Origin of the sequence: Streptococcus sp. UMB1203 (assembly GCF_030217725.1) — a bacterium.
In the GTDB taxonomy this organism is placed as follows: Bacteria; Bacillota; Bacilli; order Lactobacillales; family Streptococcaceae; genus Streptococcus.
The window spans coordinates 1-26,094 of sequence record NZ_JASOOK010000020.1 but is presented as its reverse complement, the minus strand read 5'-3'; the positions used below and the strand labels follow the sequence as shown (position 1 = coordinate 26,094).

25 protein-coding genes are annotated in these 26,094 nt (G+C 43.4%); 1 reads left to right on the top strand and 24 read right to left on the bottom strand.

From position 1 onward, the window contains the following. Positions 1-154: 154 nt before the first annotated feature. From purB to QP439_RS06235, 23 genes are all read right to left on the bottom strand, one after another. Positions 155-1,450, bottom strand: coding sequence for an adenylosuccinate lyase (gene purB, locus QP439_RS06345; protein ID WP_261102394.1), 1,296 nt, complete (start codon positions 1,448-1,450; stop codon positions 155-157). Between the two features lie 15 nt (positions 1,451-1,465). Continuing rightward, positions 1,466-2,293 carry a hypothetical protein gene (locus QP439_RS06340; protein WP_261446850.1) on the bottom strand — a complete coding sequence of 276 codons (828 nt, stop codon included), beginning with the start codon at positions 2,291-2,293 and terminating at the stop codon, positions 1,466-1,468. A 44-nt stretch (positions 2,294-2,337) separates the two neighbouring features. Beyond that, on the bottom strand, positions 2,338-3,429 hold the full coding sequence (gene purK / locus QP439_RS06335; protein WP_285388761.1) for a 5-(carboxyamino)imidazole ribonucleotide synthase: 1,092 nt from the start codon (positions 3,427-3,429) through the stop codon (positions 2,338-2,340). After that, on the bottom strand, positions 3,416-3,907 hold the full coding sequence (purE, locus tag QP439_RS06330) for a 5-(carboxyamino)imidazole ribonucleotide mutase (protein WP_285388758.1): 492 nt from the start codon (positions 3,905-3,907) through the stop codon (positions 3,416-3,418). The genes purK and purE overlap by 14 nt, the downstream gene beginning before the upstream one ends. A gap of 33 nt (positions 3,908-3,940) precedes the next feature. Continuing rightward, complete coding sequence (locus QP439_RS06325; protein ID WP_080980075.1) at positions 3,941-4,057, bottom strand: phosphoribosylaminoimidazole carboxylase; 117 nt, start codon at positions 4,055-4,057, stop codon at positions 3,941-3,943. Between the two features lie 94 nt (positions 4,058-4,151). Continuing rightward, on the bottom strand, positions 4,152-5,414 hold the full coding sequence (purD, locus tag QP439_RS06320) for a phosphoribosylamine--glycine ligase (RefSeq protein ID WP_261446853.1): 1,263 nt from the start codon (positions 5,412-5,414) through the stop codon (positions 4,152-4,154). 121 nt (positions 5,415-5,535) lie between these two features. Next, positions 5,536-7,083, bottom strand: a complete 1,548-nt coding sequence (gene purH / locus QP439_RS06315) for a bifunctional phosphoribosylaminoimidazolecarboxamide formyltransferase/IMP cyclohydrolase (RefSeq protein WP_261446854.1) — start codon at positions 7,081-7,083, stop codon at positions 5,536-5,538. A gap of 1 nt (position 7,084) precedes the next feature. Next, the gene (locus tag QP439_RS06310; RefSeq protein WP_261446855.1) at positions 7,085-7,549 is read right to left on the bottom strand and encodes a GNAT family N-acetyltransferase; all 465 of its coding nucleotides are present in this window, start codon (positions 7,547-7,549) and stop codon (positions 7,085-7,087) included. Positions 7,550-7,593: 44 nt separating this feature from the next. Beyond that, positions 7,594-7,908 carry a formyltransferase family protein gene (locus tag QP439_RS06305; protein ID WP_502961733.1) on the bottom strand — a complete coding sequence of 105 codons (315 nt, stop codon included), beginning with the start codon at positions 7,906-7,908 and terminating at the stop codon, positions 7,594-7,596. Positions 7,909-7,932: 24 nt separating this feature from the next. Further along, positions 7,933-8,442: a VanZ family protein gene (locus QP439_RS06300; protein ID WP_261054451.1), complete on the bottom strand. Its 510-nt coding sequence runs from the start codon at positions 8,440-8,442 to the stop codon at positions 7,933-7,935. Positions 8,443-8,525: 83 nt separating this feature from the next. Next, entirely contained in the window at positions 8,526-9,071 is a 546-nt protein-coding gene (purN, locus tag QP439_RS06295; protein WP_261446856.1) for a phosphoribosylglycinamide formyltransferase, read from the bottom strand. Next, positions 9,068-10,090 (bottom strand): phosphoribosylformylglycinamidine cyclo-ligase, encoded by a 1,023-nt coding sequence (gene purM / locus QP439_RS06290; RefSeq protein ID WP_285388752.1) that lies wholly within the window; start codon positions 10,088-10,090, stop codon positions 9,068-9,070. Before purM ends, purN begins: the two co-directional genes overlap by 4 nt. A gap of 39 nt (positions 10,091-10,129) precedes the next feature. After that, positions 10,130-11,572 (bottom strand): amidophosphoribosyltransferase, encoded by a 1,443-nt coding sequence (gene purF, locus QP439_RS06285; protein WP_000220619.1) that lies wholly within the window; start codon positions 11,570-11,572, stop codon positions 10,130-10,132. A 93-nt stretch (positions 11,573-11,665) separates the two neighbouring features. After that, a complete protein-coding gene (locus QP439_RS06280) occupies positions 11,666-15,391 on the bottom strand; it encodes a phosphoribosylformylglycinamidine synthase (protein WP_285388748.1) in 3,726 nt (1,241 codons plus the stop codon). Between the two features lie 54 nt (positions 15,392-15,445). Next, on the bottom strand, positions 15,446-15,589 hold the full coding sequence (locus tag QP439_RS09115) for a phosphoribosylaminoimidazolesuccinocarboxamide synthase (RefSeq protein WP_078228447.1): 144 nt from the start codon (positions 15,587-15,589) through the stop codon (positions 15,446-15,448). Position 15,590: 1 nt separating this feature from the next. Continuing rightward, positions 15,591-16,298, bottom strand: a complete 708-nt coding sequence (gene purC, locus QP439_RS06270) for a phosphoribosylaminoimidazolesuccinocarboxamide synthase (RefSeq protein ID WP_000043282.1) — start codon at positions 16,296-16,298, stop codon at positions 15,591-15,593. Between the two features lie 169 nt (positions 16,299-16,467). Beyond that, positions 16,468-17,817, bottom strand: coding sequence for a competence pheromone export protein ComB (gene comB, locus QP439_RS06265; protein ID WP_000801588.1), 1,350 nt, complete (start codon positions 17,815-17,817; stop codon positions 16,468-16,470). 12 nt (positions 17,818-17,829) lie between these two features. After that, positions 17,830-19,983, bottom strand: coding sequence for a peptide cleavage/export ABC transporter ComA (gene comA / locus QP439_RS06260; RefSeq protein WP_000668315.1), 2,154 nt, complete (start codon positions 19,981-19,983; stop codon positions 17,830-17,832). 309 nt (positions 19,984-20,292) lie between these two features. Beyond that, positions 20,293-20,481, bottom strand: coding sequence for a hypothetical protein (locus tag QP439_RS06255; RefSeq protein WP_084927060.1), 189 nt, complete (start codon positions 20,479-20,481; stop codon positions 20,293-20,295). Positions 20,482-20,710: 229 nt separating this feature from the next. Next, positions 20,711-20,947 (bottom strand): acyl carrier protein, encoded by a 237-nt coding sequence (locus tag QP439_RS06250; RefSeq protein WP_020902253.1) that lies wholly within the window; start codon positions 20,945-20,947, stop codon positions 20,711-20,713. A 5-nt stretch (positions 20,948-20,952) separates the two neighbouring features. Further along, on the bottom strand, positions 20,953-21,945 hold the full coding sequence (plsX, locus tag QP439_RS06245) for a phosphate acyltransferase PlsX (RefSeq protein WP_285388741.1): 993 nt from the start codon (positions 21,943-21,945) through the stop codon (positions 20,953-20,955). Beyond that, positions 21,942-22,712, bottom strand: a complete 771-nt coding sequence (recO, locus tag QP439_RS06240) for a DNA repair protein RecO (RefSeq protein ID WP_285388739.1) — start codon at positions 22,710-22,712, stop codon at positions 21,942-21,944. Before recO ends, plsX begins: the two co-directional genes overlap by 4 nt. Continuing rightward, entirely contained in the window at positions 22,709-23,878 is a 1,170-nt protein-coding gene (locus QP439_RS06235; RefSeq protein ID WP_261038666.1) for a pyridoxal phosphate-dependent aminotransferase, read from the bottom strand. The genes recO and QP439_RS06235 overlap by 4 nt, the downstream gene beginning before the upstream one ends. Before the next feature lie 571 nt (positions 23,879-24,449). Here QP439_RS06235 and QP439_RS06230 point away from each other — a divergent pair. After that, on the top strand, positions 24,450-25,460 hold the full coding sequence (locus QP439_RS06230; RefSeq protein ID WP_247947548.1) for a YeiH family protein: 1,011 nt from the start codon (positions 24,450-24,452) through the stop codon (positions 25,458-25,460). A 31-nt stretch (positions 25,461-25,491) separates the two neighbouring features. Here QP439_RS06230 and QP439_RS06225 read toward each other — a convergent pair whose 3' ends face one another. Continuing rightward, complete coding sequence (locus QP439_RS06225) at positions 25,492-25,929, bottom strand: CoA-binding protein (RefSeq protein ID WP_049551064.1); 438 nt, start codon at positions 25,927-25,929, stop codon at positions 25,492-25,494. Positions 25,930-26,094 lie beyond the last annotated feature (165 nt).

Below are 26,094 nucleotides of genomic sequence, written 5' to 3'. Positions count from 1 at the left end.
ATATTTTCTATATGTTAATTAAGATAGACTAAATTTGTTTAAATTTTACTAAAATATAGGGAATCTTTTTATAAAAATAGCTTTAATAAAAAAGAAAAATCGAAGTTCTACTACTCCTATAAATAGAGTAATAGAAATTCGATTTTTATTCTAATTATCCTAAACCAAGACGTTCAAAGATATCATCCACTCGTTTGGTGTAGTAAAGAGGGTTGAAAATTTCGTCGATTTCTTCTTGTGTGAGGCGTGATGTTACTTCTGGATCTGCTTCTAGAAGTGGTTTAAAGTCTACTTGGTTGTCCCAAGAGTAGGCTGTTTTTGGTTGTACCAAGTCATAAGCTTGCTCACGGGTCATCCCTTTTTCAATCAAAGTAAGCATAGCACGTTGGCTAAAGATAAGACCAAACGTAGAGTTCATGTTGCGGATCATGTTTTCTGGGAAGACTGTCAAGTTTTTAACGATATTTCCAAAACGGTTGAGCATGTAGTCGATCAAGATGGTCGTATCTGGTGTGATGATGCGCTCAGCTGATGAGTGTGAAATGTCACGTTCGTGCCAGAGAGCGACGTTTTCATAAGCTGTCACCATGTGACCACGGATAACACGCGCAAGACCAGTCATATTTTCAGAACCGATAGGGTTGCGTTTGTGAGGCATTGCTGAAGACCCTTTTTGCCCTTTAGCAAAGAATTCTTCCACTTCGCGTTGTTCTGATTTTTGCAGACCACGGATTTCCGTTGCCATACGTTCGATGGAAGTCGCAATGCTAGCAAGAACTGCAAAGTACTCAGCGTGAAGGTCGCGAGGAAGCACCTGTGTAGAGATTTCTTGAGCACGGATACCAAGCTTGTCGCAGACGTATTGCTCCACAAATGGTGGGATGTTGGCAAAGTTCCCAACCGCACCAGAAATCTTACCAGCTTCCACACCAGCAGCCGCATGCTCGAAACGCTCGATATTACGCTTCATTTCGCTGTACCAAGTCGCCAATTTAAGCCCAAAGGTTGTCGGCTCAGCGTGCACACCGTGGGTACGCCCCATCATAATGGTGAACTTGTGCTCCTTAGCCTTATCAGCGATGATGTTGGTGAAGTTTTCAAGGTCACGACGGATGATGTCGTTGGCCTGCTTATAGAGGTAACCGTAGGCCGTATCCACCACGTCGGTAGAAGTCAAACCATAGTGAACCCACTTGCGCTCTTCGCCAAGCGTTTCAGAAACCGCACGTGTGAAGGCCACCACATCGTGGCGAGTCTCCTGCTCAATCTCCAAAATACGGTCGATGTCAAAGTCCGCCTTCTCGCGAATCAAAGCCACATCTTCCTTAGGGATTTCCCCCAACTCAGCCCATGCCTCGTCAGCCAAGATTTCCACCTCAAGCCAAGCACGGTATTTATTTTCTTCACTCCAAATGTTCGCCATCTCAGGGCGAGAATAACGGTTGATCATTGTTGTTTCTCCTAACTATAATTCAAAAGGTTCTACAGGAACCGAGTTTTCATCAATCTTTATATTAGCGTAATGGTGAAAAACATCTTCTTGGTATACCTTCTCAATTTGTAAACTAAAAGTATAAAAGTATTTATTTTTCAGCAAATCAAAGAATTCAATACTTATCGTTACTAACTTTGGTATGCCTTTATTTACATAATCCACCTCCTCTTTACTCAATACAAAATCTAGTAATATATCCAATTCCAAACAACTTTCTTTTTGCACAAGACAGGCTTTATAGAATTGTTCAGCATTTAAAATACCCTCCGTAAAGAGATTGCCAACTTTAATATTACTTAGTATTGCATTATTAGAACTAACATTTGAAATACAGAGTAAAAATCTAGATTGTAAATAAACATATTTTGAAGCCTGTGTAGATAAATTGTCTAGCTCATTAGACAATTTATCTATTCCCACTTTTGGGCTACCATCATTGTAGTCTTTAAATTTCTCAAATAATGAAATATTATTTTCTTGAAATCTTTTAAAATTCGTCTCATCTCTAAGTATAATTTGATTTTTAGAAAAATCACCTTTATTTTCTAGATTTTTACTTGAAAATCTTAATATAGGCCTGTAACTTATTTTATTATCCCTTCGAGATTGTTCCGATTCAAAATCTAAAGTCAACTTAATCCCTATAATGGTAACAAAACTACCAACTAAACTACCATAAAAAGATAACCAATCATAGTCTCTAGTTAAACCTAAGTTCTGATTAGATAAATCAAAAACTATGGGGATTGAAATTAAAACCATGAAAAGTAAAAAGTACCGTTTATTATTTTTCAACATATAATTTTGTACCTTGTATTATCAGTATTCAAGAATGAGATTATCTACCAATCAATCCCTTTCCCTAACTCCTCAACCTCATCTGGCACATCACTAAACAAAGTCACATGTCCCATCTTGCGGCTGTGCTTTGCTTCTATTTTACCATACATGTGGAGGTGGGCGCTTGGATTTTCTGCGACATATTTTTCAGCAGCCTTGACATGCTGGCCGAGGACATTAAGCATGACGGCTGGCGCATGCAGTTTGATAGCTGGCAATGGTGCTCCCAGAACTCCCAGAATATGAGTGTCAAACTGGGAGAAGTCGCAGGCTTCAATCGAGTAGTGTCCAGAGTTGTGTGGGCGTGGGGCGATTTCGTTGACAATGATGTCATCAGCTGTCGCAAACATTTCCACACAGAGCGTTCCAGATAGATTAAGCTGCTCTGCGATTCGCACTGCCATAGCTTTGGCCTTGGCTGCTAGACTCTCAGAAATGCGAGCAGGAACAATGGTTTTCGAAAGAATGTTGTTGCGGTGGATATTTTCCTGAACTGGGAAAACTGTCACATCCTTGCCATTTCCTGACACGATGACAGAAATTTCAAGGTCAAAATTGACAAATTCTTCCAAGACACAGGCTGCTGAGTCAGCTAACGCATAGGCTTCTTCCAAGTCTGCTTCCGAGCGAATGACCTTTTGTCCATGCCCATCATAGCCACCTGTCGCAGTCTTGAGGACATAGTTTTTCGACAGGTCCATATCTGCCAAGTCTCGACTAGAAGTCACAACCTTATAAGGTGCCACAGTGACTTGAGCCTTATTTGACAAAAAGTCCTTTTCAAAAATCCGATTTTGGGAAATACGGAGCAGGTCTGTCCCTTGTGGAAGTTGCCCATCCTTGACAACCGCATCCAATCCGTCGGCATCGACATTTTCAAACTCATAAGTGAGGACATCGCAACGCTCAGCCAACTGACGCAGAGCATCCACGTCATTATAAGGCGCCACGATGATTTCCGCCACGCAAGAGGCCGGGCAATCTGCCGCAGGATCCAGCGCTATAACCTTGTGCCCCATGTAGATAGCAGAGATAGACATCATCTGACCCAGCTGGCCGCCACCGATAATTCCGATTGTTTTAGATGAGCTCATTTGTCGACTCCTCTGCGATTTTTCCTTGCTCCTCTGCGAAATCTGCCAATGCTGTCGCGATAGCCTGATTCTCTACTGACAGGAGACGGAGGGCAAAGAGGGCTGAGTTGGTTGCACCTGCCTCACCGATAGCCATGGTCGCAACAGGTACGCCACCCGGCATCTGTACGATAGAGTAGAGAGAGTCCACGCCACTAAGGGCACGAGACTTGACGGGCACACCAATGACAGGAAGGGTTGTTTTGGCTGCTACCATTCCTGGCAAATGGGCTGCTCCTCCAGCGCCAGCGATGATGACCTTGATACCACGGCTACGAGCCTCCTCGGCATGTTTAAACATGAGGTCTGGTGTACGGTGTGCGGAAACAACTTTCTTTTCGTAGGCTACACCAAAACGGTCTAGGACTTCTGCGGTTTTTTGCATGGTTGCCCAATCGGATTTTGAGCCCATGATGATGGAAATAATTGGTTTAGTCATAATTTTTCCTTTTCTTTCCTTTCTTTTTGTCAATCACCTTAAGTTGTGAGGGACGGCAGCAGCCACCAAAGGTGTCTCATGCCTAAATCGGAAGCCCAAGGTCTTCCGATTTCCCTGAACGATTGGCTTATAATCCAATCGTTCTTTCACAACGGCGGTGATTGCTCTATATCAGCTCGCTAATGCTCGCAAATCAAACGACCATTATCGTATTTGGCGACTGCGTCGCGTTATTCTTATATCTTTATTTAATTGCCTTGCTTCCGATATCTGTTCGGTAAAAGAGGCCGACTGTGTTTTGTTTGTCGAGTTCGCTGTAGATAGTATCTTGGGCTTCTTTAACGGTATCGGCTGTGGTGACTAGCATATAGACACGTCCGCCGTTGGATAGTAGTGCTCTGCTATTTTCCGCAAACTTAGCTCCTGCATAGTAGGTGATGATGTCGCCTTCGGTCTTGAATGAAAGCTTAACACCTTTTTCATAGTCTAGCGGGTAGCCGTTCGAAGCGATGACTACACCCAGAGTCACACCCTTATCCGTCCACGTGATGTTTGGCTCCTTGCCATCAAGGATATCTGTGATATTTTGTGCAAAATCAGAGGTCAGACGAGGTAAGATAATCTGAGTTTCTGGATCTCCGAAGCGAGCATTAAACTCGATGACCTTAGATCCATCAGCTGTCAAGATAAGCCCTGCGTAAAGGATACCCAGATAAGGACGACCTTCTTGAATCATGCCCTCAAGGACTGGCTTGACAATAGTGTCAACCGCTGTATCAACTACACTCTGTGGCAAGTGTGGAACTGGGGCATAGGCACCCATTCCACCAGTGTTAGGACCCTTGTCCCCGTCGTAGGCACGTTTGTGATCCTGAGCCGTTGGCATGATGTAGAACTTGTCCCCATTGACAAAGGCAAAGAGTGAAAATTCCTCCCCTTCAAGGAATTCCTCGATGACCACGCGCGCACCTGAGTCACCGAATTTATTGTCCAAGAGCATCTCGTGAGCCGTTTCGACCGCTTGCTCAACCGTCTCAGCAACGACAACACCCTTCCCAAGGGCCAAACCATCCGCCTTGACTACGATTGGAGCACCATGCTTTTCGATATAGGCCTTGGCTTCCTCAAAATCTGAGAATGTGCCATAGGCTGCTGTCGGAACGCCATATTTGACCATGATTTCCTTGGCAAAATCCTTGGACCACTCCAACTCCGCTGCCAATCTTGTCGGACCAAAAGCCTTGAGCCCAGCTTTATTAAAATCATCCACAATCCCAGCCGCAAGGGCGTCATCTGGCCCGATAAAGGACCAAGCGATATCGTTGGCTTTTGCAAACTCAATCAATTTAGAATGTTCGGAAATAGAGATATTTATCAATTCCAAACCATCCAGAGTCATTCCGTCATTTCCAGGAGCTACAAATACTTTTTCAACGTCTTTTGACTCAAGCAACTTCTGAGCAATCGCATGCTCACGACCACCCGAACCGACAACAAGCAGTTTCATTTCTCAACCTCTTTTACGAATTATTTATTAACATTATAACACAAACGTTCGTTTTAATCTTGTTTTATTAAGCATTTTTAAGCAAAAAAGGAAAGAAACTGTTTTCTTCCCTTTAGTGTTCTTAATGTCTAAAATGTCTCACGCCTGTGAAGACCATGGTCAAGCCGTATTTATCCGCAGCTTCGATAGATTCTTCGTCACGGACGGACCCACCTGGTTGGATGATGGCCTTGATACCTGCTTTGGCGATCTCTTCCACGTTATCCGCAAATGGGAAGAAGGCATCCGAAGCAAGCACAGCGCCGTCAAGACGGTCTTTAGCTTGGTCGATGGCAATACGAACGGAGCCCACACGGTTGGTTTGACCTGGGCCAACGCCAAGTGTCATGTGGTCATTGGTCACGATGATACCATTTGATTTGACGTACTTGATAGCCTTCCAAGCGAACTCAAGAGCAGTAGCTTCTGTCTCAGTTGGCTGGCGTTTGGTCACCACTTGCCAGTCAGCTGGGCTTTCTTTCACCACATCTTGATTTTGCACGAGAAGTCCACCGACCACACCAGTATATTCAGCTTCCGCTTCACTCGCTTCTTGAGCGTCAAATGGCAAGGCAAGGATCCGCAAGTTTTTCTTTTTATTGGTCAAAATAGCTAGCGCCTCATCCGTATAGCTTGGTGCAATGATGATTTCGAGGAAAACACCATGCATCTTCTCAGCTGTCGCAGCATCCACCTCACGGTTGAGAACGACAATGCCACCAAAAATAGACACTGGGTCGGACTCATAGGCATAGTCCCAAGCAGTCTCGATGTCATCTGCCTGACCAATTCCACATGGGTTCATGTGTTTGAGTGCCACAACGGTTGGACGATCTTTGAAATCACGGATGATACGAATGGCCGCATCCGCATCGCGGATATTGTTAAAAGATAATTCCTTCCCGTTGAGCTGTTTGGCTGAAGCGATGGAGTAATCTGTCGACAAGGCTTTTTGGTAGAAGTCTGCATCCTGCTGAGGATTTTCTCCATAGCGCATGGCTTGTTTGAGGTCATAGGTTAAAGTGAGTTTTTCAGGTTTACTTTCGCCCACTTGAGTTGTGAAGTATTCTGCGATCAAGGCATCATAAGCTGCTGTGTGACGGAAAACCTTGGCTGCCAACCGTTGGCGAGTTTCATAACTTGTTTCGCCGTTTGCTGACAATTCATCAAGAACCACAGCGTAATCTACTGTGTCTACCACAACTGTTACACTGGCATGGTTTTTGGCTGCTGAACGAAGCATAGAAGGACCACCGATGTCGATATTCTCCACAGCATCAGCATAAGTCACGGCTGGTTTGAGAATGGTTTCCTTGAATGGGTAAAGGTTGACCACAGCAAGGTCGATGAGCTCAATTTGATTATCCTTAGCTGCTTCCAAGTGGCTATCCAAATCACGACGAGCGAGAAGGCCACCGTGGATATTTGGATGAAGGGTCTTGACACGACCGTCCATCATTTCAGGAAAACCAGTCACATCATCGATGGCAATGGTCTTCACCCCAGCATTGTCAAGGGCAACCTTGGTCCCACCTGTCGAGATGATATCCCATCCAAGTTTTTTAAGTTCTTGGGCAAATTCAACAATGCCCGCTTTGTCTGAGACGCTGATTAAGGCTTTTTTCGTCATTCTATTCCTCTTTCTTTAGGTCTAAGCGCATAGCGACTTCGTTATTTTCTTCTATAAATCCTGTTTCCTGAAAACCCAGACTAGTCAGTAGGTACTTCATTTTTTCATTTCCAACCACATAATCTGCAACAATATGACTGCAAGCTCTATCCATCTGAGCCTCTTTGATTAGAACTTCCAAGGCTTTTCGACCATAACCTCTTCCTTGGTACTGCTGACCAATCATTATCCGCCAGATAAAGTATTCCGCTTCATCCTCGTCTATTTCCAGCAGGAGAAAGCCAACCACTTGCTTATCCCAATAGATTGCCCTCGGAAACACATCTTCATTTTTACGGTAGAGCCATGCGTCAGCTAAAGAGCGTACATTTGGAGCCACGAAACGTGCTCGTTCATCAGCTTCAGATATTTTCAAATCCAACACTGCCTGAAAACTGCTCTCATCTACTAATTTCATCTCAATCATTTTTTCTCCTAGCAATATTGCACAATCAAAACTTGATTTACTTCTTACCTTCTCCCTACTCCCAAACTATCCAGCACCTCCGGATACAACTCGTACTCCGCTTCATGAATGCGAGCTTCAAAGCTTTCGACGGTATCATCAGCTAATCGTGGTACACGTACTTGTTTGATGACCTTTCCTGTATCCACACCTGAGTCCACCCAGTGCATGGTCACACCAGACTGATTCACCCCAGCATTATCAAGGGCAACCTTGGTCCCACCTGTCGAGATAATCTCCCAACCAAGTTTTTTAAGTTCTTGAGCAAATTCAACAATGCCCGCTTTGTCTGAGACGCTGATTAAGGCGCGTTTAGTCATTATATTATCCTTTTTAATCATTAGTTAAACACCAATTAAATGCAGTAACAGTAAAATAAGATAAGCAAAACCAAGGCTAAGAATACCTAAGATATTGACCCATTTTCTAGTTTGTGATTTGAACACTCTTATAAAAATTTGATAAATCAGTAAGCCTACACAAACACCTAGCGTATTTAAAGTCAAATCCGTTATATCTGTTATGCCTATTGCTAAAATATACTGTAAGCACTCAAACAATAAACTAATCAAGAAACCTGTCCCGACTATTCTTAAACTAGATAAATTAGTTTTTATCAGAGGGAAACAAACACCTAATGGAATAAAGGAAATCAGATTAAATAACATTTCAGCAAAAACAATTTTTCCATCTACTATTAGTGGTTCTGAAAATGGAATCCAATTGATGTACCTTGGAGCTAAGAAAAATGCTATAAATTCAGGATTGGTCTCAAACTTAAATAAGATTCCCCAAGTTAATAACATCAGATAGACATAAAATACATATCGAGTTGTTTTTTTAGATTCTAACATTACAATACCCTCCGTTTGAAGCCGTCTTCGACAATCACTGACTCCAATTTAAAATCAAAGATATCATATGAATCATCAAAAAGTCAATCTGTAAATAGAGCCTTCACTACTTCCGGATACAACTTGTACTCTGCCTCATGAATGCGAGCTTCAAAACTGTCAATGGTATCATCAGCTAGTCGTGGCACACGGACTTGTTGGATAATCTTCCCTGTATCCACACCTGAATCCACCCAATGAATGGTCACACCAGACTGGTTAACACCTGCATTCCAAGCATCCTCAATCCCATGAGCTCCTGGAAATTCTGGCAAATAAGCTGGGTGAATGTTGATAATCCGACCTTCATAAGCCGCCAATAAGGTTGGCCCAACGATTTTCATGTAGCCTGCTAGGCAAACTAAGTCAATCTGGTGTTCTTCCAAGAGTTCGACAAGGGCTGCTTCGTAGTCTGCCTTGCTCTCAAACTCCTTGAGTTCAAAAGCATAGGACAAAACACCGAGCTTGTCTGCCCGCTCGAGCACATAGGCGTCACGATGGTCTGAAAAGACAAACTCCACTGGAAATCGTTCCGCTATCACCTGAAAATTTGAGCCATTACCAGAGGCAAAAACCGCTATTTTTTTCATTTGATGATGACACTTTCGTTTTCTTTCTTGACGATACGACCAATTTCATAGACTGGTTCATCCAACAATTCCTTGACACAAATTACATTTTCAGGGCTAACTGCCAACATAAGTCCCACACCCATATTGAAAATTTCAAACATTTCTTTATGTTTGATTTCACCGTATTTCTCAAGAGCTTTGAAAATCGGTAAAACTGGAATCTTGTCTTCCTCAATCTCAGCAGCCAAGTCAGCTGCAAACATACGAGGGACATTTTCGATAAAGCCACCACCTGTGATGTGGGCAATGCCGTTGACCAACCCTTCCTTAATGAGGGGCAAAACAGCCTTGACATAGATACGAGTCGGCTCAAGAAGAACTTCCTTGAGTTTCTTGCCTTCCAATTCTGGCAGGACTTCATCACCTGTGTAATCCGCAAAGACACGACGGACGAGAGAGTAACCATTTGAGTGAATTCCACTTGAAGCAAGTCCGAGAAGAACATCTCCCTCTGCTACTTTTGAGCCGTCAATGATTTGAGATTTTTCAGCCACACCGACCGCAAAACCAGCCAAATCATAGTCATCTTCGCCGTACATGCCAGGCATTTCAGCCGTTTCGCCACCAATGAGGGCAGCACCTGCCTGCACACAACCTTCTGCCACACCAGCGACAACTTGTTCTAGCTTAGCTGGTTCATTCTTCCCTGTCGCTACGTAGTCGAGGAAATAGAGGGGTTCTGCACCTGCAGCGATGATGTCATTGATACACATGGCCACACAGTCCTGACCGATGGTATCGTGCTTGTCGTACTTGATAGCCAGCATGAGCTTGGTTCCGACACCATCAGTTCCTGAAATCAAGACGGGTTCTTTAACCCCTGTCTTTGAAAGGTCAAACATACCACCAAAGCCACCCAGAGTTCCCATGACACCTGCACGCTCCGTACGAGCCACGTGCTTTTTAATCCGTTCAACAACTTCATAACCCGCTTCAACATCCACGCCAGATTGAGCGTATGCATTTTTATTTGCCATTTTATTTTTCCTTTTCTTTAATGGAGAATCTTCAGTAACTCACTTGTAAAAACTAGTCTTTTCTTCCAAACTTCGACGATAGTCTTCCTCATAATCGTAGAGAGGTGTTGGGTAGTCACCGTCAAAGTAAGCGACACAGAGACCACCATTTGGAGCATCTGTTTCAATACCAATCGAATCAATCAATCCCTCAACAGAAAGATAAGTCAGACTGTCCGCACCAATGATTTGGCGCGTTTCTTCGACCGTATGATTGGCCGCAATTAGCTCCTGACGGGTCTGGATATCAATCCCGTAGAAACATGGATAAGCTAGCGCTGGACTGCCAATAGCAACGTGAACTTCAGTCGCACCCGCTTCTTTCAAGAGCTGAACGATACGACGAGAGGTCGTCCCACGTACAATAGAGTCATCAATCATAACCACACGCTTGCCTTTAACAACACCAGAAACAGCAGAGAGTTTCATCCGCACCCCTTGCTCCCGCAATTCTTGAGTCGGTTGGATAAAGGTACGTTGGGTGTATTGGTTCTTGATAAGTCCCATTTCGTTTGGCAGACCAGATTCTTCCGCAAATCCCATGGCTGCGCTAAGCGAGGAATTGGGCACACCGACCACAATATCCGCCTCATGCTTAAATTCACGGGCCAATTGGGCACCCATACGTTTACGAGCTGTATGAACATTGACTCCATGAATGTTAGAGTCTGGACGAGCGAAGTAAATATATTCCATAGAACAGATTGCTAACTGAGTATCGTCTGTATAGCTATCATACTGGATGCCCTTGTCATCAATGATCACAATCTCACCTGGCTTCAAATCACGAATCCATTCAGCACCAATAACCTCAAAAGCACAGGTTTCAGAGGAAACCACCACCGCTCCGTTGGCCATTTTCCCGATAGAAAGCGGACGGAAACCATTTGGGTCAAGAGCCGCAATCAACTTGTCCTCAAACAGCAGGATATAAGCAAAGCCACCTTTGACAAGGCTGAGCGCTTCCTTGATTTTGCCCATCAAGTTCGGATTGTGACTGCGACGAATGAGGTGAGCCAAGATTTCCGAGTCCGAAGTCGCGCTGAAAATCGCGCCTCTTTGTTCCAGTTCTTTCTTAAGAGAGGCTGCATTGGTCAGATTTCCATTATGAGCCAAACCAAACTGCATATCGTGAAAACGGAGGAGGAAAGGCTGGATATTATCCACAGAAGCTTCGCCAGCAGTCGCGTAACGCACATGCCCAATCGCACCAGTTCCCGTTAATTTATCCAAATTAGCAGGATTTCTGAAGACTTCTGATAGAAGACCCATATCGCGATGCCGCTTTAGTTTCCCTTGGTCATTGGAGAGGATTCCCGCCCCCTCTTGACCACGGTGCTGAAGACTATGGAGACCAAAATAGGTCAATTTAGCAGCATCTGGATGTCCCCAGATACCGAAAACACCGCATTCTTCATTAAGAGATTTTACTTCGTATGTCATTTTTTATACCTAATTTTTATTTGTGTAGCACCAAGAGCTAAATCTACATGACTTTTACATTACTGATACTATCTATTAGAAAATCTGTAAGTCTTATTTTCCAGTAAAGTATTTAACCGCTGACGCGAACAGGTGCTGGTCTTTATTTCCTGGGATGTTTTGGAAAAGACCATCTTCATAACGTTCTGAGTGTCCCATCTTACCGATGATTTGGCCGTTCTTGCTGGTAATTCCTTCGATGGCATGGATAGAACCATTCGGATTGTACTTAGAATCCATACTTGGTTTTCCATCAAAGTTAACATATTGGCTGAAAATTTGTCCATTATCACGGAGTTCAGCAAATTCCTCAGCCGTCACAACAAATTTCCCTTCACCGTGCGAAACAGGAATGGCGTGGATATCACCCACTTGCACACCAGTCAACCATGGTGAGTTGGTATTGGCAATGCGAGTTTCTACCATCTTGGCCACGTGTTGGTTGGCGTCATTGTAGAAGAGGGTTGGGCTAGTACTAGTGGCATCTTCAAAGTTCCCGTATGGAAGAAGACCTGATTTGACCAAGGCCTGGAATCCATTACAGATACCGATAATCAAACCACCACGAGCGATAAAGCTATCAATAGCCGCACGCACTTTTTCATTGAGCAGGATATTGACAATAAATTTAGCCGATCCATCTGGCTCATCTGCAGCTGAAAATCCACCTGCAAAGAAGAGGATGTTAGACTTGCCGATGTTGTCAACCATGGTTTCAACTGACTTGACAATGGCTTCTTCATTCAAGGTCACAAATGGTACCAAGTTGACCTCTGCACCTTCTTTCTCAAATGCCTTAGCTGAATCATATTCTGAGTTGGTTCCTGGAAAGACTGGGATGTAAACCACAGGTTTTTCAACCTTTTCTTTAGCTTTGATGATTGCGTCGGAAACGACAGCTGGAACTTCTTCCAGTTCTTTCGCTTGAGCAAATTCTGTTGGGTAAACTTCTTCCAGTTTTCCTTGGAAGGCACTGTCAAGCTTGTGTCCATCTAGCTTCACACCATTGACAGTTAGTGTAAAGTCTGCTTTTGTTTGTCCAATCTTCTCTACTCCAGCGATTTCTTCAGGAGATGTGAAGACAAATCCACCTAATTGAGCCGTTAAAGAACTTTCAAGTTCAGACAGGATTACCTCTGCACCAATATGGTTTCCAAAGGTAGCAAGAGCCAAGCTTTCAACGACACCACCGTATTTAACAGCTGATGCAGATGTTACTTTGTGAGTCTTTTGGATAGCTTCAAACTTGGCAAAGTTAGCTTTAATCAAGTCAAAATCAATCTCTGCTGAAAGGGCTTGGCCCGGGATGTAGTAGATATTTTCACCAGCAGTCTTGAACTCTGGAGAGAGGACCTTACGGCTATCTACTGTTGTCACACCAAAGGCTACCAAGGTTGGTGGCACCGTCAATTCTTCAAAGGTACCAGACATGGAGTCCTTACCACCGATAGATGGCAAGCCAAGCTGAATCTGAGCTTCGATAGAGCCTAGGAGAGCTGCTACTGGCTGACCAAAACGCTCAGCTTGTTTATCCATGCGCTCGAAATACTCTTGGTAAGAGAAACGAGCCTTAGACCAGTTGGCACCAGCAGCCACCAAACGAGCAGTTGCTTCGATCACCGCATAGGCAGCACCGTGGTATGGAGACCATTCAGCTACATATGGGTTGAATCCTTGAGCCATGACTGACGCAGTATGAGTCACACCGTGTTGAACTGGTAATTTCTGCACAGATGCCTCAGTTGGTGTGAGTTGGTGACGACCACCAAGTGGGTGATTGACCGTTGAGCGTCCAACAGAGCAGTCAAAGATAGTCTGTAATCCTTTTTGACTCGCATGGTTGAGGTCAGATAGAACCGTAAGGGTATCAGCTTCAAGTGTATCAGCACTTGTTGTACGTTCTTCTGGGAGTTTGACATCCTTGTCCACAACCTTAGCATCAACGACCACGCGCACACCATTGGTATCAAGGAAACTACGCTCCAAGTCCACGATTGTTTCACCATTCCAGTGCATGACTAGATTTGGTTTTTTAGTCACTGTCGCAACCACAACAGCGTCAATATTTTCTTTGTTACATTCTACAACGAAGGTATCTACGTCCTCAGGACGCACCACAACTGCCATCCGTTCTTGAGATTCAGAGATGGCAATTTCTGTACCATTCAAGCCTTGGTATTTAAGAGGAACCTTGTTGAGGTCGATTTCAAGACCGTCTGCCAATTCACCGATAGCCACACAGACTCCACCAGCACCAAAGTCATTTGATTTTTTGATAAGACGGGTCACATCACTATTACGGAAAAGTCGTTGAATCTTGCGTTCTTCGATAGCATTCCCTTTTTGAACTTCAGCTCCAGCAGTTTCCACGGACTCAACTGTTTGAACCTTAGAAGAACCTGTCGCACCACCGACACCATCACGTCCAGTCTTACCTCCAAGGAGGATAATGACATCACCTGCTTCCGGTTTTTCTCGGACGACATTGCCCTTGGGAGCAGCACCTACAACTGCACCTAGCTCCATACGTTTAGCCACAAAGCCTGGATGAAAATACTCACGAACATAAGTTGTTGCCAGACCAATCTGGTTACCATATGAAGAATAACCATGAGCCGCTGTTTTAGAAATGACTTGTTGTGGCAATTTACCAGCACGAGTTTCAGCAATCGGTGTTGTAATATCACCAGCACCTGAGATACGCATGGCTTGGTAAACGTATGAACGACCTGACAACGGATCACGAATGGCCCCACCGATACAGGTAGCAGCCCCACCAAATGGCTCAATTTCTGTTGGATGGTTGTGGGTTTCGTTTTTGAACATGAGGAGCCATGGCTCTTTGACCCCATCAACATCCACTTCGATTTCGACTGAGCAAGCATTGATTTCGTCTGACACTTCCATGTCGTCCAAACGTCCATTGGCACGCTCATAACGACCGAAAATAGTCGCCATATCCATCAAGGTTTGTGGTTTTTCAGAGCGACCCAGTTCCTCACGCATGGCAATATACTTGTCATATGTTGACTGCAATTGTTTTTGGAATTTAGAAGCTGAGAAATCAATGTGTTTCAACTCTGTCTCAAAAGTCGTATGACGGCAGTGGTCAGACCAGTAAGTATCCAAAACCTTGAGTTCCGTCTCAGTTGGCACGCGCCCGATTGACTTGAAATAGTCTTGGATAAAGAGCAAATCATCCACTTCCATTGCCATGCCCTGCTCGGTCTTGTAGAGGGCAAAGTCTTCTGCTGTATAGCTTTCAAAGAAAGTCAATTTAGGAATGGTCTTGTCTGACTCAGAAAATTCCTGCTTGGCAATCCCTGTCGTGATGTCCTTGAAACGAGAATCAACTGGGTTGAGCAGATAGTTCTTGACCGCCTCTAACTCCGTCGCATCAATATCTTTATTGACCAAATAAAGTTGAGCAGTATTAACCGTTACATCACTCGAACTTCCTAGTAAAAGCAAGGCTTCCTGTGAAGATGCTGCACGCTGGTCAAATTGACCTGGCAGGCTTTCAATGGCAAAGAAAGCATAGTTAGCAAGATCCGCCTGTACAGCAGCTTCATCCAAGACATGGTCTGTCACCTGCTCAGAGAAGATGTGTTTCTCTGCAGGTGCAAACAGGTCCTCTGCCAAGTCAAATACATCATACACTTGCACGATGCGAATACTTTTCAAGCTTGAAAGTCCCAAGTTGTGCTGGAGTTCTCTCACCAAACTCTCTGACTTGACCTGAAAATCAGCCTTTTTTTCAACAAAAATACGTTTATCCATCAATCCTTATTCCTTTATTTCAGCTTTTACAATGTTCCAACGACCTTGAGGTTGTTATTTCAAACCCTGCAACTTTTCCCAGACAATCTCGTAAACATCTGTTAGTTCTCCCAATCCCCTACGGAGTGAAAAGGTCTGGGGGACCTTTTCAGCCTGAGTCCTTTTAGTTGAGAGACGAAGGTTTTCCGTTGCAAACAGATTATTTCAAACCTTGCAGCTTCTCCCAAACAACTTCATAAACATCGGTTAATTCACCTAGTCCCCTACGGAAAACATCCTTATCCATGTGGTTGCCATCTGCATCCCACAAACGGCAATTATCTGGTGAAAATTCATCTGCCAAGATAATCTTGCCATCCTTGTCAAAACCGAACTCTAGCTTAAAGTCAATCAACTTAAGCCCAATCTCAGCAAACCAGCCTTTCAAAAGTTCATTGATACGACGCGTTTCTTCCTTCAAGTAGGCAATCTGCTGGTCATCCGCAATCTGTAGGAATTTCACATGCTCATCATTGATGAATGGATCATCCAAATCATCATTTTTGTAGTAAAATTCGACAATCGGAGTCTCAAATGCGATTCCTTCGTCTACACCAAAACGTTTTGAAAAGGAACCAGCCGTGTAGTTGCGAAGCACAACCTCGAGAGGAATAATCTCAACCTTTTTATTGAGTTGTTCTGTATCTGAAAGTTTCTCCACAAAGTGAGTCGCCACACCAGCCGCATTTAATTTCTCAAAAATAAAAGATGAAATCTGATTATTCAACACTCCTTTGCCCGCAATCTGCTCCTTCTTAACACCATTGAAAGCAGTCGCCTGGTCCTTGTAAGTTGAAATAATAAGATTTTCATCCTCAGTTGTATAGATATCTTTAGCTTTTCCCGAATAGATCAATTGTTTTGACATTTTAAAGTTCGCCTTTCGTATTACTTGAGCACATTTTACCACAAAAAACCTAAAATTACAAGAATTTAACCGAATAAATAACGTAGTAACTTCAAAAATCATAAAGAAAAAACTGCAAGAAAAATCTTTCTCACAGTTTAAAAATTATTTAACTCTAAAAACACGAACATTACTCTTTGTTCAAAAATTGATCCAAATAATAACGTAGGTAACTTTTCCTGCCCGTAATCATCTGCAGGCGACCTTCCACCCCATATCGAAGTTTTGCAGCCTGCTTAGAAGTTAGATTAGTCTCCGCCTCGATTTTAAAGAAATTCCCAGTTTCAGTCTTAGTAGCTGTCGCATCAATACTTGTAATAGTAGAATCTAGGAAAAGTTGATTCTTGGCATCATGAGTCGTAGTATAGCGAACAGAATCACCGACCTTGATCCTTGCTACATCTTTTGAACTTAGATAAGCTGTGAGTTTGACTTTCCCTTCTTTTTCCAAGGACGGATAGAGTTGGGCTAGTAAGGCGCCTTCTGCTACCATGGTAGAATCACTGGTCTCAGGATTAAGATGAAGCACCCCATCCTCACTCGCCGTAATTTTCCCCTTGTCTAAAAGATTTCCCTGTACCTTCCTACCCGATTCTGCCTCCAAAATTTTCTGGTCTAGAAGGGTCAATTCCTGACCAACCTTAGCCAAGTGTTGTGATTTGAGAGACTCCAATTGACTGCTTAAACCTGACGCATAGGCTTGCTGGGTACCTGAACCTGCATACTGGACACGGTAAGTAGCAAGACTAGATTCTAACTGAGAAAGCTGTGCTTCTAGCTGCACAACTGCTTGTGCCTTAGATTGCGGATTTTCCTCGCCCTGAGACTTGTAGGACTGGTAGAGAGAGTAGGCTAGATTCTGACTGGCCAAGGAAGCACCTGTTTCAATAGCTGACTTAGCTGTCTGGTAATCGCGAATTTTAGCCTCTGTTTGACTGATGAGGGTGCCGATTTCGGCTTGGGTTTGACTAGCTGCTGCATTCTGGGACGCGATGGTCTCATTTTGTTGCGATGTACTAGCCCTAAGACTACCTGCTTGGCTGATGTAGTCACGAAAGGTGGCTTGGTAGCCAAATTTATCCTCCTCTGGAAAGTGGTTCTCCCCTTCTTGCAGACTCTTTTGCAAATACTCCAATTGCTTTTTTTGATCCTTGAGCATGTCCAGCTGACTAGCATAGGCCTCCGCTTGGACACCCTCTGCCCCTTCTTGATATTGAACCAACAGTTCTCCCTTTTTAACCAGCTTACTTTCTTCCAAATGATTGACAAGAATACGATTGTTGCTAGTTGACTGGATATTTGCAAGGATACGACTAGGCTCGACAGTAGCTCTAGTAGACATACTCATCTCCTTCTCTGCCAAAGTTGCAAAGCCAAGTAAAAACACGAGCAGAAGGAACATGGGGACAATCACCCGACTGGAAAAATTATGGTAACGACGATTATAAAACTCCGCACTTTCTAAAAATTCTGGTTTCATCCTCTCCTCTTTCTAGCTATTGACCAAATGGGCGTAAAAACCACCCTGTGCAAGCAAATCAGCATGATTTCCTTCTTCAACAATCTTGCCCTGATCCAAGACAACAACCTTCTCTGTCCGCTCAGCAATGGTCAAGCGGTGAGCGATGAAAATCAAGGTCTTATCTAAAGCCATAAGATTATCGACAATTCGCTTCTCTGTCAGAATATCCAAACTGCTGGTCGCCTCATCCAAGATCAAGACCGGCGCATCTGTCAAGAGAGCACGTGCCAGAGCAATTCTCTGACGTTGACCACCTGAGATCCCTGCCCCATCCGAAGTCAATTCTGTCTGGTAATTCAGTGGCATGCGCTCAATGTCCTCCCGAATCTCTGCCAATTCGACCGCCCGTAAGATATCTTCCTGTGTCGTCCCCTCCTTGGCTCCCAAAAGAAGATTGTCCAAAATCGTTCCGTTAAAGACATAGGGCTGTTGAGGCAGATAGTTGATATACTGGCGCAAGGCCTTTTTATCAATCTGATTGAGATTGACACCACCCAGACTAATCTCCCCTTGACTTGGGTCGTAAAAATTAACCATCATCTTGGCCAAGGTCGTCTTACCTGACCCTGAAATCCCCACAAAAGCCACCTTAGAACCTTGGGGAATGGTCAAATTGATATCCAACAAGACGTCTCGACCATAGCCATACTTGTAAGAAACCTGCTTGAAGGTCATATCTCCCTTCATCAAGCTCAAATCCTCAACCGTTTTCTTCTCCTCAAACTCCGAAGCTACCAGATATACTTCATTTAGACGGTTATTGGCAACCTGTGCTGTCTGAAGCTTGGTTTGCAGATTGATGATATTTTCCAAAGGATTTGTAAAGTAAACCAGCAAGGTATTATAGGTAATCAACTGCCCCAAACTCATCTTGCCATCCATGACCAGAACAGCTCCCATCCAGAGAATGCCGACATTGAGTAAGAGATGGGCAACTTTTTTCAGAGCCTTTTGCTGACTCTCTGCCCGACTATAGGTAAAGGATTTTTTCAGATAATCCACAAATTCCTTGTCAATCTTTTGGTAACGCTGACTTTCACTGGTCAAAGACTTGATAGTCTCAATACCGTTGATGTCCTCAATGATAGAAGAAGACAGAACCGCATTGGCTTCCATGGTATCCCGATTCATCTTTTCAAACGGCTTCATAAAGGCAAAGATAATCACTGTATAGATAGGAAGTGCCAATAAGGTTATGAAAAAGAGATTGGTATTTTGTGAAAATAAAACAAGGGAAATAATGACAACCGTTGACACATCTAGGAAAATCGAAAGAATGGTCGAAGCCAGCGCATCAATGATACTATTAGCATCTGTAAAACGAGACACGATCTCCCCTGTCCTGCGTGTCGCAAAGAAGGACATAGGCAGGTGAAAAACATGCTTGATATAGGACAAAATCACATCAATCGATAAGCGTTGCCCCAAAACAAGTAAGAGATACTCCTGAGCGTAAGACAAGATCTGCTGAAGAATATAAACAATCACCAGCCCAATAGAAATAATCCCAAGCGTCGAACGCATCTGATCTGGCACATAGGTATCAATGATAGACTGCAGATAATAAGAACCCACAATATTAATCAAGGTTACCAAGAGTGTTGCCAAAACGATATTGGCAATCAAGCCACGCTGCTTCACTAATATAGGGATAAAAGAGAGCAGACCATTCTTTTGATCCTTATGAGGCTTGTAGTCTGGACTAGGTGCCATAAAAAGAGTCACTCCTGTCCATTCTTCCGCAAAACGCTCACGTGGCAGTTTGGTCAATTTCACCCCAGGATCTGGATCGGCAATATGAATGCTATCCTTGTCCTGCCCAGTCACCACATAGTAGTGGAGCAATTTCCCTTCCTTAAGCACATGAGCAACAAAAGGAAAAGTCAAATCTGGCAAGTCAAAAAGCGTCATATCCGCCTTAATTGCTCGCGTCTCAAAACCAATCTCCTCTGCCACCTTGACCAAGCCCAAAGCCGTCGTCCCATCCATGGTCGTCTTGGCCAATTCTCGTAAGTGTGCCAAAGAATAATAACTACCATAGTAACCAAAAACCATGGCTAATGAAGCTACACCGCAGTCCATCTGATCCACTTGCGGACGATAGTGACGTTTCCCAAATTTCATATTCATCTCCTTTTTCCTAATACTCAATGAAAATCAAAGAGCAAACTAGAAAACTAGCCGCAGGCTGCTCAAAACACTGTTTTGAGGTTGTATATAAGACTGACGAAGTCAATCACATATATACGGCAAGGCGACGTTGACGTGGTTTGAATTTGATTTTCGAAGAGTATAAACTCATCTGATAACAACTATCTTACCCCAATCCCCAAACAAAAACTGGACTTCCTTCCCAAATGCGCCTATCTACCTCCCAAATGCACTTTTTGGATAAAAAATAGGCAGAACAAACGTCATGCCTAAAATATATATTTATTTCTTTTTCTTCCTAATTCTTTTGTCAATCATGTACAAAACGATAATCGAAAACAGCGGTGGTACAATATAACTCTTTTCACTCATTGTCAGCTGAAATCCCAGAGTTGCTAGTATCTTAAAGATGAAAATATTCATCAAAAATAGAAAAACAAATACTAAAAAATATTTTAAAACCTTCTTCATTCCTTTTCTTCAACTTTCCTAATTTCTATACCCATTCTATCACGTTTTATCAAAAAATACATGTAAAACTCCAAATAAACACCTCAACTACACTTTTGGGATAAAAAATAGGCAGAACAAATGTCATGCCTAAAATATATATTTAAAAAGATTAAAATGTAAATAATTGTCAAATAGAATGTTGATTTACATTCTTAGCAATATGCAACTCTTCTTATCTTGCTTCTTACTATTCTTTACTTTTGACGACTTCTACAACATCTCCTACACTTTGCAGTTGGTCAATTTCCTCATCACTGATTTCGATGCTAAATTCATCTTCCAGTGTCAAGATAAACTCCATCAAGTCAACTGAGTCAGCATCCAAGTCGTCTTTCAGACTCAAGGATTCTGTCACGACAAAGTCCTCTCCCTGTCGCTCTTGGATAATGGTCACAATACGGTCAAAAATTTCTTTTTCTGTCATCTCTTTTATTCTCCTGAAAATTCACGCGCAGTCTGGGCAACTACGTCTGTTTCTAGCATGGTACGAATCTGGCGAATCGTACTATAGACAGCCTTGGCATCGCTTGAGCCATGAGTCTTGACAACCGGTGCCTTGACACCAAACAAGACCGCTCCACCAACATCTGAATAGTTGAGCTGTTTTTTCAAACCTTTAAGGCTATCCTTGAGAAGAAGAGCACCTAGTTTCGCTCGAAAACCTCCACCTGTAATAGCTGTCTTGAGCAAGCCCATGATTCCCATGGCTGTCCCTTCAATAGATTTGAGCACAGCGTTTCCCGTGAAACCATCTGCCACAACAACATCCGCAACGCCATTCATCAAATCCCGCGCTTCCACGTTTCCGATAAAGTTCAAACTTTCATCAGCCGCCAGTAATTCATAAGTTTCCTTACGAAGCGGGTCTCCCTTACTACTCTCTGTTCCATTATTGAGCAAGCCAACACGTGGTTGCGCAATGCCACGGACATTTTTGGCATAGAAGGAACCGAGGACAGCGTATTGATGGAGGTGCTGGGCTGTATTTTCCGCATTGGCACCGAGGTCCAGCATATCAAAACCCTTCCCATCTACAGTCGGCAAGGTCGACATAAGGCCTGGTCGGTCAATGTTCTTGATACGACCCACGATGAAAAATCCTGCTGCCAACAAAGCACCTGTATTCCCAGCTGAGAGAACAGCGTCTGCTTCTCCCTCTTTGACAGCCTTGGCCGCCAAGACCATACTGGCATTTTTCTTCTTCCGAATAGCTCTCGTAGGTTCATCGTCTGAATCAATCTTCTCATCCGTATGGATAATGCTGACGCGCTCTGTCGCTGTCAGATATTGCTTAATTTTAGCTTCATCTCCGTAGAGTTGAACTTCGATATCTGAAAAGTCAGTTAGGGCTTGATTGACACCCTCAACGATGGCCTGAGGTGCGTAATCGCCTCCCATGGCATCTACTGCGATTTTTTTCATTTGTTTTCCTCTTTTAGTAATTGTCCCCAGTCTGCTAGGGAATCAATAAATTTCTTTGATTTTAGGTGAATCCCAACGTACTCTTCATAGAGTTGATCCATAAATTGGCGTAGCTCTTGCTTGATTTCAGGCTTGAGCGAAATGGTCTCCAAAGTCTCAAAATCAATGGCTTGAAATTGATTGAGCAGATAAGGGATATTGGGATTGAGATGGCAACGTCTCTCATCCTCATGATAATGTTCTGGACAGAGGCAGGTTCCATATTTGAAAGAAAAGTCAAAAGCCTGACCGACCCGATGACAAAAGACACACTCATTAAAATTGAGACTAATACCAAATCGGGTCAAGATTTGAATTTCAAAAATATTGGTCAAAACCTGATAATCCAAGCCAGCTTCCATCAACTCCAAAGTCTTTTGCAAAAAAGCAAACAAGGGAGCATCCTGCTGATTGTCCTGCAAACTAGCATCTGCAAGAGCTGCCACATAAGTCGCATAGGCCATGACAAAGAGATCGCTATTAATCTTGGAAAAAGTCATCACCTCATGATAGTCCTCAATGTAACTAAGCCCATCATCATTGATTCGCAAGAGAAATCGAGCCAACACCAAGGGCTGAATTACTGGCGCTAGTTTGGACTGACCAGCGTGTTTGACGAAAAACATCCGCTTACCAGCCTGCTCTGTAAAAATCTTAACTAGCTTGTCATCCTCACGAAAATTGCGATTGTAGAGCACCAAGCCTTGACTCGTGATAGACTGAATCATGCTTCTCTCATGTACTCCTCAAGTCGTTTCATGGCTTCTTTGATAGTCTCCATGCTGGCTGCATAAGATAGGCGAACATAACCTTCCCCGTAACGCCCAAAGGCTGCACCAGGGATAAAGGCAACAGCCTTCTTCTGAGCAAAATCCTTGAGAAAGGCAAAGGAGTCTTGATTGTATCCCGCTGGAATCTTAGCAAAGATATAGAAGGCACCGTCTGGTTTGATAATCTCAAAACCAAGAGCAGTCATTTTCTCGATAATATAATCTCGACGCTGGATGTATTCCTTCTTCATAGGTTCCGCATCGTTTTTACCAGCCGTCAAGGCTTCTACCGCAGCATGTTGAGCCATAGTATTTGCGGCAGTAACCAAGTACTGGTGACTCTTAATCAACTGAGCTGTAAAGGCTGCAGGAGCGAAAATCAGTCCCAAACGCCAACCTGTCATGGCATGTGATTTAGATAGACCATTGATAATAATAGCCTGATCTCTCAACATAGTTCCCAGAGACACATGGGCTTCGCCTGTGTAGGTCAATTCTGAGTAAACCTCATCACAGACAACAAAAATTTCGTACTTGCGTAAAACAGCTGCCAAGGCCTCCAACTGCTCCCGACTGTAGGTAATTCCTGTCGGATTTGCTGGATAGTTGAGAATAACCGCCTTGAGCTTGTCTCCCTGCTCCAAAATAGCCTTCTCCAACATCTCAGGAGTCAAGATAAACCTATTTTCAGTTGTGTCAATCTCGACAATCTCTGCCCCAACTAGATTGACAATTGGTTCATAACCCGGATAAGCAGGAGCTGGCAAGAGCACCTTGTCTCCCTCTTCCAAAATAGCTGTCAAAGTAGCAGATAAAGCCTCTGTCGCCCCAATTGTAACCAAGATTTCATTTTCAGGAGCATAGTCCAATTGGTACTTTTCCTTAACAAAATCACTGGCCGCCTGACGTAAGGTCAGCAGACCACTCATCCCTGTATAGTAGGATTGGTTCTGGTCAATCGCCCGCTTGGCCGCCTCCTTGACATGATCTGGCGTTGTAAAATCAGGTTCCCCCAAAGTCAAACGCAAGACCCCAGGAATCTCCGAAATAGCCTGGTCAAACTGACGAATCAACGAAACTTGAATCTTATCTAACTGTTTATTAAAGCGCTTAGTTAAATCCATAGATACCTCCTACTGTCAAAACGTATCTCTATTATACTACAAAAGCCCACCGACCGCAAAAATACATGATAGAATAACGCTAGCATAACAAATTGAAGTGTGTTAATTTAAATTGATTACAACACTATGTTTTTAGAATACTCAATGAAAATCTCATGAGACTAGGAATCGAGGTGAAAGCATAACTAAAGTTAGGTAAGCCGAAGATGACAACGTATCATGAGATTTTCGACGAGTATTGAGGTTTTGATAATCTTCGTTACAACTATTCTAGCACCATTACTGATTACTATTACCGGTAATGTCATTTCTGAGTGGATAGTCAGAAAGTGGTTAGATAAGCGCGACAAAAAAAATACAACCTGAGTTTAGTTTTAATGTAACTAGACAAAAAGAAATACCAGAGGTGGAGCTCTGGTATTTTTGTTTTTGCCAAGACTTCGTTACAGTTCTTGTAAGATTATTATCACATAATTAGCACTACTTGTCAAATAATTGTTAGCTCCACTTTCTATTTTACTTTTCCTGTTTACAGGTCTATAATGGTAACAGATTCTATTTGGAGGTTTTTATGTCATTTCTATCAAAAAATGGAGCAGGCATCTTGGCCTGCCTTCTCATTTCTATCCTATCTTGGTACTTAGGAGGATTCTTCCCCGTCGTGGGTGCACCTGTCTTTGCAATTTTTGCTGGAATGCTCCTCCACCCCTGGCTCTCATCCTATAAACAACTGGATGCGGGATTGACCTTTAGTTCAAAAAAATTGCTCCAATATGCTGTTATCTTGCTTGGTTTTGGTCTCAATATCTCGCAAGTCTTTGCAGTTGGACAAACTTCGCTCCCTGTCATCCTGTCTACCATTTCAATAGCTTTGATTGTTGCCTACCTCTTCCAACGCTTCTTTTCACTGGACACAAAACTGGCTACCTTGATTGGAGTTGGTTCTTCTATCTGCGGTGGCTCTGCCATTGCTGCGACAGCGCCCGTTATCCATGCTAAGGAAAAGGAAGTAGCCCAAGCCATTTCTGTTATCTTTTTCTTCAATGTCTTGGCTGCACTCATCTTTCCGACTCTAGGAACCTGGCTTCATCTATCCAATGACGGCTTCGCCCTCTTTGCAGGGACTGCAGTCAATGACACTTCCTCTGTAACGGCTACCGCCAGCGCCTGGGACAGTCTCTACCAGACCAATACCCTCGAATCCGCAACCATTGTCAAACTCACACGAACCCTGGCTATCATCCCCATCACTCTCTTTCTCTCCTACTGGCAAAGTCGCCAACAAGAAAATAAGCAAGGATTGCAACTGAAAAAAGTCTTCCCACTTTTTATCCTCTACTTCATCCTTGCATCTCTCCTAACCACCCTACTGACCTCTCTCGGTGTGTCCAGTAGCTTCTTTACTCCTCTCAAACAACTCTCCAAATTCCTCATTATCATGGCCATGAGTGCTATCGGTCTCAAAACAAATCTGGTGGCTATGATCAAATCCAGCGGAAAATCCATTGTCCTCGGAGCCATTTGCTGGATAGCCATCATTCTCACCAGTCTCGGTATGCAGACCCTTATCGGCATTTTCTAACACAAAAGGTAGCCCACCAGCTACCTTTTTCTTATGCTTCCTCAATCAAGCGAGTATGTTCTCTCTTGATGCAACGATTCATCACGATGTCATCGCATCCTCCAGCACGCAAGATTTCTTCCGCTTCTAGACTTTCAAGTCCTAGCTGTGCCCAAAAAATTTTAGCATCAGCCTTGAGAAAATCACGCGCCACATCTGGCAGAAACTCGCTGCGACGGTAAACATTGACAATATCTACAGGAAAAGGAATCTCTGCTAGGCTAGCATAAGCCTTTTCACCCAAGATTTCTCCACCTGCATCCTTAGGATTGACTGGGATGATTTTATAACCCCGAGCCTGCATTTCCTTGGTCACTCGATTGCTGGTTGTTTCCTCACGGTCTGACAAACCTACCACAGCAAGGGTTTTACTCGTTGCGAGATACTGACGAATCACGCCATCACTTGGATTGATAAATTCTTGACTCATAGAAATCCTCCTTTTTCATCAGTATAGCATATTTTGAAAAGGCTTGCATAATTCTACTACAAAAAAGGAGGACTAGCCCCCTTTTTATTGGCTCTATAATATTTGTAGTGGGTAAATCCCCTATGGATCTTATGGAGCCTTTTTTGTGTAGAAAAAAAGTCCCAT